This window comes from Streptomyces sp. TN58, assembly GCF_001941845.1.
Taxonomy (GTDB): Bacteria; Actinomycetota; Actinomycetes; order Streptomycetales; family Streptomycetaceae; genus Streptomyces.
Map to the genome: position 1 here is coordinate 785,050 of NZ_CP018870.1, position 9,570 is coordinate 794,619.

Annotated in this window: 9 protein-coding genes; 6 read left to right on the forward strand and 3 right to left on the reverse strand. The window is 75.7% G+C overall.

Annotated features, from left to right (window positions below; translation table 11 throughout):
• Positions 1–97: 97 nt before the first annotated feature.
• The gene (locus tag BSL84_RS03695) at positions 98–1,165 is read right to left on the reverse strand and encodes an FAD-dependent oxidoreductase (protein ID WP_075969791.1); all 1,068 of its coding nucleotides are present in this window, start codon (positions 1,163–1,165) and stop codon (positions 98–100) included.
• Positions 1,166–1,251: 86 nt separating this feature from the next.
• Between BSL84_RS03695 and BSL84_RS03700 the strand changes: the two genes are divergently transcribed.
• Positions 1,252–1,845, forward strand: a complete 594-nt coding sequence (locus BSL84_RS03700) for a TetR/AcrR family transcriptional regulator (RefSeq protein WP_075969792.1) — start codon at positions 1,252–1,254, stop codon at positions 1,843–1,845.
• A complete protein-coding gene (locus BSL84_RS03705) occupies positions 1,821–2,789 on the forward strand; it encodes an ADP-ribosylglycohydrolase family protein (RefSeq protein WP_075969793.1) in 969 nt (322 codons plus the stop codon). Before BSL84_RS03700 ends, BSL84_RS03705 begins: the two co-directional genes overlap by 25 nt.
• Here BSL84_RS03705 and BSL84_RS03710 read toward each other — a convergent pair.
• The gene (locus BSL84_RS03710; protein WP_075969794.1) at positions 2,744–4,432 is read right to left on the reverse strand and encodes an ATP-binding cassette domain-containing protein; all 1,689 of its coding nucleotides are present in this window, start codon (positions 4,430–4,432) and stop codon (positions 2,744–2,746) included. The genes BSL84_RS03705 and BSL84_RS03710 overlap by 46 nt on opposite strands.
• 102 nt (positions 4,433–4,534) lie before the next feature.
• Entirely contained in the window at positions 4,535–5,326 is a 792-nt protein-coding gene (locus BSL84_RS03715) for a glutamate racemase (protein WP_075969795.1), read from the reverse strand.
• Between the two features lie 545 nt (positions 5,327–5,871).
• Here BSL84_RS03715 and BSL84_RS03720 point away from each other — a divergent pair.
• From BSL84_RS03720 to BSL84_RS03735, 4 genes are all read left to right on the forward strand, one after another.
• Positions 5,872–7,053 (forward strand): glycosyltransferase, encoded by a 1,182-nt coding sequence (locus BSL84_RS03720; RefSeq protein ID WP_075969796.1) that lies wholly within the window; start codon positions 5,872–5,874, stop codon positions 7,051–7,053.
• A gap of 248 nt (positions 7,054–7,301) precedes the next feature.
• Positions 7,302–7,808 carry a DUF6643 family protein gene (locus BSL84_RS03725; RefSeq protein ID WP_075969797.1) on the forward strand — a complete coding sequence of 169 codons (507 nt, stop codon included), beginning with the start codon at positions 7,302–7,304 and terminating at the stop codon, positions 7,806–7,808.
• Between the two features lie 52 nt (positions 7,809–7,860).
• Entirely contained in the window at positions 7,861–8,685 is an 825-nt protein-coding gene (locus BSL84_RS03730) for an MOSC domain-containing protein (protein WP_075969798.1), read from the forward strand.
• Between the two features lie 176 nt (positions 8,686–8,861).
• Positions 8,862–9,473 carry a hypothetical protein gene (locus BSL84_RS03735; RefSeq protein ID WP_045323521.1) on the forward strand — a complete coding sequence of 204 codons (612 nt, stop codon included), beginning with the start codon at positions 8,862–8,864 and terminating at the stop codon, positions 9,471–9,473.
• The last annotated feature ends 97 nt before the right edge of the window (positions 9,474–9,570 follow it).

Genomic DNA, 9,570 nt, shown 5'->3' on the forward strand with positions numbered 1-9,570 from the left:
CGTACCCACGCATCGCCCCGGCACCACCGGCGCGCGCCCGGTCGGCCCACAGCGCGCCGCGCCGCCCCTGTGCTCCCCTCCCCTCCCCGGAGGTGCGTCACCCGGGGAGCATCCCCACGAGCGCGTCGCGCAGGGCCGGACGGCGGCCGGTCATGAAGCGGTGCAGGGTGCGGGAGCAGAAGGCGACCCGCTGGGCGCTGCGACGGCGCTCGGCGTCGTACGCGCGCAGGGCGCCGGTCAGCCCGCCCGGCGGGGCGGCGGCCACGGCGCGGGTCAGGGCCTCGGCGTCGAGGAGGGCGGTGCAGGCGCCCTGGCCGAGGTTGGGCGTCATGGCGTGGGCGGCGTCGCCGACGAGGGCGATCCGGCCGTCGGCGACGAAGGCGGGGAGCGCGGGGTGGAGGTGGCGCATCTCGTACCGGATCCAGGTCTCGGGGTCGGTGCCGGCCAGCACGCGCGGTATCGGGTCGTGCCAGCCGGCGAAGGCCTCCCGCACGTCCGGCGCGGTGGTGGCCGCCGGCACGGTGGCGTACCAGTTGGTGCGGCCGGGCTCGACCGGGGTCATGCCGAAGAAGCGGCCTTCGCCCCAGGTCTCGCCGTACAGGCCGGTCTCGAATCCGGCGGCGCCGATCCAGGCGACCGTGCCGATCGCGCGGGGGCGGCTGCGGGTGCCGAAGTACGCCGTCCGCACCGCGCTGTTGATGCCGTCGGCGCCGACGACGAGGTCGGCGCCGAGTGTGGCCGGGTCGGTCAGGTGGCGCCCGTACGCGATGGGCGCGCCGCCGAGGCGGTCGAGTTCGGCGAGCAGCGCGTCGATCAGGTGGGGCCGTGAGATGAGCAGTTCGGGCCGGCCCGCCTTGCGCTCGATCCGCTCCAGCGGGAGGGCGGCGAGGATCCTGCCGTCGGGGCGCCGGATGCGGGCGTCGCGGTACGGCACGGCGCGCGCCCGCAGCGCGTCGCCGATGCCGAGCCGGTCGAGGGCGGTCTGGGCGGTGGGGTGGATGCCGAAGGCGGTTCCGTAGCGGTCGGATGCCGGCCGCCGTTCCAGGACGGTCACCGTCCAGCCGGCCCGGCGCAGGCCGATGGCGGTGGCGAGCCCGCCGACCCCCGCACCGACCACCACGGCCTTGGATGCCGTGCCGGGCCCGTCCGCGGTCTCCTCACGCATGGCTCACCCCTTCTTGTTGCGACTCAGACATCACCACAGCCGTGGTACTACATCTGCGGTACCACGGCTGTGGTTATGCTGGCAAGGTGAATCAGGACCGGAGGGACCGGCTGCGGGACGCGGCCGTCGCAGTACTGGCGGAGTCGGGCGGGCGGGGGCTGACCCACCGGGCCGTGGACGCGGCGGCCGACGTGCCGACGGGCACGGCGAAGAACTACTTCCCCACGCGCGACGCGCTGCTGCGGGCGGTCGCGGAACGCTGCCTGGAGCAGTACCGGGCGCTGGCCGCGTCCCTGGCGGGGGCCGGGCCCGGACCGGCAGACGCGGACGGCCTCGCGGCGCTGCTCGCCGGGCTGTTGCGGGATGTGGCGGGGCCCGGCCGGCCCCGCGTCCTCGCCTATCTGGAGCTGCAGACCGAGGGGACGCGCCGGCCGTGGCTGGCCGCACTGCTGGATCCGATCGCCGCGGCGGACTTCGCCGCGCACGCGCACCTGTTGCGTGCGGCCGGACTGCCGGCCGGCGAGGAGCAGGCGAGGGCTCTGACCCTGGCCCTGCACGGCGCCATCCCCCACCTGCTGGCCGGAGCCCCGGCGACCCTCGCCGCCGCCGGCCTGGACGACCTCGACCGCTTCGCCCGCGAGGTGCTGGCCGCCGTATGCCACGGGACGGCGGCCCCGTGACCGCGCCCACCCGGCTCGACCGGGCGGTGGGGGCCGTCCTCGGGTCCGCCGCCGGTGACGCGCTCGGCGCGCCGTACGAGTTCGGGCCGGCGGGGCAGTTGAGCGCGCGCGGCGCGGAGATGCGCGGGGGCGGCGGCTGGGATCCGGGGGAGGCGACGGACGACACCCAGATGGCCGTCCTGGTCGCCGAGTCGCTGCTGGAGCGGGACGGCCTCGAACTCCCCGACGTCTTCGGCCGGTTCCAGCGGTGGGCGGCCGGGCAGCCCAAGGACATCGGCCTCCAGACGGAGGATGTGCTCACCAACGGCGAGCCCTGGGACCTCGCCGCGGCCCTGCACTTCCAGATGAACGCCCGGGCGGCCGGCAACGGTTCGCTGATGCGGGCGGCCGACTCGGCCGTGTACTTCTCCGCCGCCGGGCGGGAGGGGAGCATGGACGCCGCACGCCGGATCGCGGCGCTGACGCACGGCGACCGGGCGGCCTGGGAGGGCACCGCGATCCTGCACGATCTCGTCCGCGTCGCCCTGGACGGCGCCGATCCGCTGGCGGCCCTGCCGGCCACGCTCGACGCGGTGCACCCCGGCCACCGCGAACGGTACGGCCGGGTGCTCGCCCCCGACTGGCACCCGGGCCTGGCCACCGAGTTCAACGGGGCGGTGTGGCCCTGCCTGGGCTCGGCGGTGTGGGCGCTGCGGACCACCTGCGGTTTCGCGGAGGCGGTCCGGGCCGCAGTGGACCTGGGCGGTGACACGGACACGGTGGCCGCGGTGACGGGTGCGCTGGCCGGTGCCACGTACGGGCAGGACGCGGTCCCCACACACTGGACGGCTCCGCTGCACGTGCCGCTGCCCGGCTTCGGCGAGCGCGTCCTGTACGCGGACGATCTGCGCGCCCTGGCTCAGCGGCTCGTCGCGGCCGGGGAGTTGCGCGCCGGCTCCGGCTGAAGTTCCAGGCGTCGGCCGCGGAAGCCCGCGCGCAGCCGCCGGTCGTGCGTGACCACCACGAGGGTGCCTGCGAAGTGGACCAGGGCCGCCTCCAGTTCCTCCACGACGGCCGGGGCCAGGTGGTTCGTCGGTTCGTCCAGCAGGAGCAGGTCGAGGGGGCGCGCCACCAGCCGGGACAGCTCCAGCTTCCGGCGCTGGCCGGCCGAGAGGGCGTGGACCGGCCGGGTCAGGTCGGCGGGAGCCAGCAGGCCGAGCCCGGCGACGTACCGGTCGGCGTGTGCGCGACCGAACAGCTCGACGGCGGAGCGGAGTTCGCCTGCCCACGGGTCGTCCTGCCGCAGCAGCCCCACCCGCGCGGGTGCGCGTACGAGGCCGTGCGCGGGCTGCAGTTCTCCGGCGAGGAGGTGCAACAGGGTGGTCTTTCCGGCTCCGTTGGGGCCGGTGACCAGGAGCCGTTCCCCCGGGGCGAGTTCGAGGGTGAGGGGTGCGAGCCGTCCCGGGAGGGCCGCGCCCGCCAGTTCGACGGCCCCGGCGGCTCCGGCGGCTCCTTCGGCCCTGGCGGCTCCTTCGGTGAACCGGCCGGTGAAGGTGAGCGGCCGTGGTGGCGGCGGTACGGGATTCCCGTGCAGCCGGTGGAGCCGTTCGCGGGCTGTGCGGATACGGCTCGCGGCGCCGTGGGTGCGCGACCTGGCCCGGAAGGCGCCGGCGCCGCTGAAGCCGCGCGGCAGCTTGCGCGGGATCGCGGCGAACCGCCCGATGTTGGTCTCGGCGAGCCGTTCGGCGCTGCGCACCTCCTGGCGCCACTCCTCGTAGTCCCTTTCACGGCGGGCCCGTTCGGCGGCGCGGCCGGCCAGGAACCCGGCGTAGCCGTTGCCGAAGCGGCGCACCGTGCGGCGGTCGGCGTCGACCTCCAGGACGGCGGTCGTGACCCGGTCGAGGAAGTGCCGGTCGTGGGTGACGGCCACGAGGGTGCCGCGGCGGGCGCGCAGGTGCTCCTCCAGCCAGGCGACGGCCTCGTCGTCGAGGTCGTTGGTCGGCTCGTCGAGCAGCAGCAGTTCCGGCTCGGCGGCCAGGGCGGCCGCGAGGGCGAGCCGGGAGCGCTGCCCGCCGGAGAGGGTGCCGAGGCGGCGGTCGGCGTCGATGCCGGCGCGTTCTCCGAGGCGGCGCAGGGTGGCCGCGACCCGGCGTCGGGCGTCGCGCCCGCCGCGTGCCTCGTAGGCGGCGAGGAGGTCCGCGTAGGCGGTGAGCTCGTCGGGGCCGGCCCGGTGCAGGAGGGATTCGGCGGAGCGGATGCGGTGTTCGAGGGCGAGGAGGTCGGCGAGGGCGAGGTCGACGGCCTCGCCGACGCGGGCGCCCGGGGGAAGGTCGAGGGTCTGCCCGAGGTGTCCCGTGCCGCCAGGGGCGGTGACGGTGATCTCGCCGTGGTCGGGGTCTTCCCGTCCGGCGAGGAGCCGCAGGAGGGTGGATTTGCCGGAGCCGTTGTCGCCGACGACGCCGACCCGCTCGCCGGGCCGGACCGTGCAGGTGACCCGGTCCAGGACGACGCGGGTGTCGTAGGCCTTGGTGACCTCGGACAGGACGATCTGGGTCGAGGCGAGTGGAGCGCGCAAGGGCGGCGCCTTTCGTCGGGGGCGAATGGGCATCGAGACGATACGTCTCGTCTCGACATGCCGAGAGAGTAGGCCACGACCAGGGAGCTACGCAAGACGTTTCGTCTCGCCTACGGTGCCGCGGTGGGGAGCGGGTTACCCGACGGGTGCGCCCTGGCCCGCCAGGAGCCGGCCCTCGGCATACGCGAACGCGGCGGCGGGCAGCGCCGCTTCGCGGCCGCTGTGCAGGACGGTCAGGCTCCCCGTACGGGGCAGGGCGGGCTCGGCTACGGCGCCGATGCGGCGCAGCGCCTGGGTGGCGACGGGCTCGGCGGAGCCGTAGTAGACCAGCTCCGCTCCCCCGGTGCGCGCGGCGAGGGCGGCCCGGATGGGGCTCTCGGTCAGCTCGTAGTGGGTGCATCCGAGCACCACGCTGGTGACGTCGGCCGGAGTCAGGGCGGCCGCCGCGGCGACGGCCGCGGTCACCGCCGCGTCGTCGGCCGCCTCCACGGCGTCGGCCAGTCCGGGGCAGGGCACCTCGGTGACGCGGGCGCCTGTGGCGAAGTCGCGGATCAGCCCTCGCTGGTAGGGGCTGCCGGTGGTGGCGGGGGTGGCCCAGATGGCCACCCGGCCGCCGGAGGCCGCGGCGGGCTTGATCGCCGGGACGGTGCCGATGACCGGGATGTCCGGCTCCAGTTCCGCCCGCACGGCGTCCAGGGCGTGCACGGTGGCGGTGTTGCAGGCCACGATGAGCGCGTCGGGGCGGAGCGCGGCGGCGGCCCGGGCCACCGCGAGGGCCCGCCCGGTGAGGTCTTCGGGGGTCCGCGGGCCCCAGGGCATTCCGTCGGGGTCGGACGACAGGACGAGATCCGCGTCCGGCCGCAGCCGCCGCACCGCCGCGGCCGCCGCGAGGAGGCCGATTCCGGAGTCCATGAGCGCGATCTTCACCCGGCCACTTTAGTCGACCCCGACTCCGGCCCGACCCGGCACCGACCGGATCCCGCCGCACGCCACCGCCCTTCAACGGTCCCGGCATCGCCCGCCCCAGCCCTGTCAGAGCATCCGCCGCGTACCGCGCCCGCCCCCCGATGGCGCACCCCGCACACCGCCGACCGACCCCCGGCCCGCCCCGGAACCCGCCATCCGCCCCGCGCTACGCACCCCTGCCCAGCCCCCGCCTCACACACCCGTACACCCGCCGGGGGCAGCCGCAGCACGCGCCTCGCCCGTCCCCGCACGCCGCCGGCCTGGCGGGGCCCGGCCCGCCCGCGTCAGCCGCACGCGATGACACAGCCCGCGACCCACCCCGGGAGGGCCCCGCGCCCCGCGCTGCACGCCGCCGGGCCAGGCACCCCATCCCGTACACCGCCGCCCCAGCCCTGCCCGCAGGCGGCCCGGTTCGGCGGCCGGGGCCGCGTCCGGGCCCGGGAGGGCGCCGCACCGGGGCCGGGCGGTTGCGGGACAGGTCCCCGGCGGCCCGGCACACTGCCGCCATGGGCCTCATCACCGGCGCCACCGCCGCGTCCTACGCCTCCCTCGCCGCCTGGCTCTGGCTCACCCTCGCCCAGGGCATGTTCTGGCGCACCGACGTCCGGCTCCCGCCGCGCACCGCCCCCGCCCGCTGGCCGTCGGTCGCGATCGTCGTACCCGCCCGGGACGAGGCCGGGGTGCTGCCGCTGAGCCTGCCCTCGCTCATCGCCCAGGACTACCCCGGCGAAGCCGAGGTCATCCTGGTCGACGACGGCAGCACGGACGGCACCGGCGCCCTCGCGCTGCGGATCGCCGCCGAACAGCCGGGGCTTGCGCTCACCGTCATCTCCCCCGGCCCGCCCGCCCCCGGCTGGACGGGCAAGCTGTGGGCGCTGCGCCACGGCATCTCGCTCGCCCGCACCGCGCACGCCGGCGAGCCCGAGTTCCTGCTGCTCACCGACGCCGACATCGCACACGAACCCGACAGTCTGCGCGAACTGGTCTCGGCCGCGACCTCCGCCGGCCTCGACCTCGTCTCACAGATGGCCCGCCTGCGCGTCGCCGGCCTGTGGGAGCGCCTCGTCGTCCCGGCCTTCGTGTACTTCTTCGCCCAGCTCTACCCCTTCCGCCGGATCAACCGGCCCGGCGCGCGCACCGCCGCGGCCGCGGGCGGATGCGTACTGCTGCGCACCGAGGCCGCCGTACGGGCGGGCGTGCCCGACCGCATCCGCCAGGCCGTCATCGACGACGTCAGCCTGGCCCGCGCGGTGCAGGACTCCGGCGGCCGGATCTGGCTGGGGCTCGCGGAGCGGGTGGACAGCGTGCGCCCCTACCCGGCCCTCGCCGACCTGTGGCGGATGGTCTCGCGCAGCGCCTACGCGCAACTGCGCCACCAGCCCCTGCTGCTGGCGGGGACGGTCGCCGGGCTGGCGCTCGTCTACCTGGTGCCGCCGGCCGCCCTCCTGGCGGGCCTCGCCTCCGGACGGGCGCCGATGGCGTGGGCGGGGGGCCTGGCCTGGCTCCTGATGGCCGGCACCTACCTGCCGATGATCCGCTACTACCGCCAGCCCGCCGCACTCGCCGCGCTGCTTCCGTTCACGGCGCTGCTCTACCTCCTGATGACCGTCGACTCGGCGGTCCAGCACTACCGCGGGCGCGGGGCGTCGTGGAAGGGCCGCACCTATGCCCGCCCGAGCGACGCCTGACCCCGCGGGACGGCCGTCCGGACCCGCGTCATCCGAGGTCATCGCATTGTGACGCTACGTCAGCAAGAAGTCGGTGCAACGCACAACCAGCGGGTACGAGTTGGGCCAAGGCGGGATGGAAGTGGCGAAATCGTGCACGTGATCGCCAAGTGAAAGGTGTGGCTCTGACCTGCGAATATGCAGGTCAGCGCGGTGTTGACGGCGCCACGCTATGGACCCGGTGAATCCGTGGGCTTAACTTATGTCTCATGACCTCCCCCCGCTCCACTTATGGCGGCGGTTACTACTCCGCGCCCTCCTTCCCGGACACCCCCATCTACGACTCCCTCGTCGCCGAACGCGGCACTCCGCAGATCGCCCCGATCCGCGTCCCGGCCGCCTACGAGTCCCCGAGCGCGGGTTATTCGAGCGGTGGGTACCTGCCGGCCCTCCCGTCGGCCCTGCCCGCACTGCCGTCTGCCGCCCCTCAGCAGCAGACGTCGGGGTACGGGTACCCGTACCAGCAGCAGGCCGCTCCGCAGCCGATGCCGCTGCAGAACGCGCCCGCGCCCTACATCCCCCAGCAACAGCCGGTGGCCGCCCGGGCCGGGTACATGCCGCAGCCCCAGGCGCAGCAGCCCCGCCCGGCGGCCATGGCCAGCGGCTACGAGGCGATGCGCCCGGCCGCGCCGCGGCCCGTGCAGGTGCCGGCTCCGGTGGCGGGCGCCTCGTACGAGGACCCCTACGGCCGCCCCTACCAGGGGCGCGGCTACTGACCGGGCCCCTCACGCGCGCCGGGACGGCGGAGCGGGCTGGCAGGATGCCCCCATGTCGAAGTTGCACGTTCAGGCGCTCCACGTCCACCCCGTCAAGTCGGTAGCGGGGAGCGCTCCCGACGAGGTGGCCGTGGAGCCCTGGGGGCTGTCCGGGGACCGGCGGTGGGCCCTGGTCGACCCCGAGGGGACGGTCCTCACCCAACGCCGCCATCCCCGGCTGGCCTTGGCCTCGGCGCGCCCGGTGGGCGGCGGCCGGATCGCGCTGACCGCTGCGGACATGGCGGAGCTCGTCGTGGAGGTGCCCGAGCCCGGTCCGCTGGAGCCGGTGTCACTGTTCGGGAAGAAGGTCGAGACCGTGGTCGCGGCGAGGGTCGCGGCCGACTGGTTCAGCACGTTCCTCGGGGTTCCGGTTCGGCTGGTGCATCTGGACGATCCGGCCGTCCGCCGTCCCGTGGACCCGGACTACGCACTGCCGGGCGAGACGGTGAGCCTCGCCGACGGCCATCCGGTGCTGATCACCACGCTCGCCTCGCTGGACGCCCTGAACTCCCTGATCGCGGCGGGGGACCATCCCGATGAGGGCCCGCTGCCCATGAACCGCTTCCGCCCGAACATCGTCGTCTCGGGGGCCGAGGCCTGGGCGGAGGACGGCTGGCAGCGCCTCGCGATCGGCGACGCCCTCTTCCGCGGCGCGCGCGAGTGCGGCCGGTGCGTCATCACCACGACCGACCAGCGGACGGCGGAGCGGGGCAGGGAGCCGCTGAAGACGCTGGCCGCGCACCGGCGGATCGGCACGTCACTGGCCTTCGGGCGACTGCTGGTCCCGCTGCGGCCGGGCACCCTGCACGTCGGCGACGAGGTCCGCGTCCTCGCCTGACGGGCACGACGGGCGAGACAGGCGTGACGGTCCGCGTCCGGGTGGCGGCAGCGGCACCGGAATGACACCTTCGGGGGGCTCCGCCCCCAAGCTGGAACCAACCGGCGTGACCAGGCCGTTGGAGCAGTCGGAACAGGAGACAGGCGGAGACTGGCGCTAGTAGGGGGAGCCGGACCGTGCGGACAGCTTTGGGCGTGTGGCGATGGCGGCACAATCCGCTGCGCAGACCGACCGACCTCTTCGAGGCGTGGGTGGCGTTCGCGGCGCTGGTGTGCGTCGTGGTGGTGGCCCCGGCCGTCGGCTGGGTCGCGGGCCTGCGCGTGGACGGCACGCTCCAGCAGGCCGTGTACGAGCAGCGGCAGGAGCGCCATCTCGTCCCGGCCGTGGTGGTCAGGCCCGCCGCGGCTCTGGACGAGGAGGTGTCCGGCGACCCGTCGGTGCAGCGGACGGCACCGCGGCGTACGCAGATCGTGGCCTCGTGGACGGCCCCCGACGGCAGCAGCCACCAGGGCACGGTGCCGGCCGCGGAGGAACCACCGCTGCCCGGCGACCGGTTCCGCGTGTGGACCGACGCCCGTGGCCGGCTGGTGGGTCAGCCGCTGGACCCGTCCTCCGCCTCCTTCCACGCGGGGACGGCGGGTCTGGCCGCCGCTGCCGGGGTGGCCGTGTTGGCCGTGACGGTCCGTCGCCTGGTCGTACGCCGGCTCATGCATCGGCGGTACATACGGTTGGACCGGGCGTGGGCGGCGGCCGGACCGGACTGGGGACGGGCGGGCGCCGGTGGCTGAGCTGGCGGCCCATCGGCTCCGCGCGCGCTACGGTGGGGCGGCCGGACCGGTCGCTCCGGTGGCAGCAGTCACGCGAGCGGCCTCGGACATCAGCGGC

Coding starts and splice junctions, on each gene's coding strand:
- BSL84_RS03695 (WP_075969791.1), bottom strand. CDS start 1,165: ATGCGTGAGGAGACCGCGGACGGGCCCGGCACGGCATCCAAGGCCGTG.
- BSL84_RS03705 (WP_075969793.1), top strand. CDS start 1,821: ATGCCACGGGACGGCGGCCCCGTGACCGCGCCCACCCGGCTCGACCGG.
- BSL84_RS03710 (WP_075969794.1), bottom strand. CDS start 4,432: ATGCCCATTCGCCCCCGACGAAAGGCGCCGCCCTTGCGCGCTCCACTC.
- BSL84_RS03720 (WP_075969796.1), top strand. CDS start 5,872: ATGGGCCTCATCACCGGCGCCACCGCCGCGTCCTACGCCTCCCTCGCC.
- BSL84_RS03725 (WP_075969797.1), top strand. CDS start 7,302: ATGACCTCCCCCCGCTCCACTTATGGCGGCGGTTACTACTCCGCGCCC.
- BSL84_RS03730 (WP_075969798.1), top strand. CDS start 7,861: ATGTCGAAGTTGCACGTTCAGGCGCTCCACGTCCACCCCGTCAAGTCG.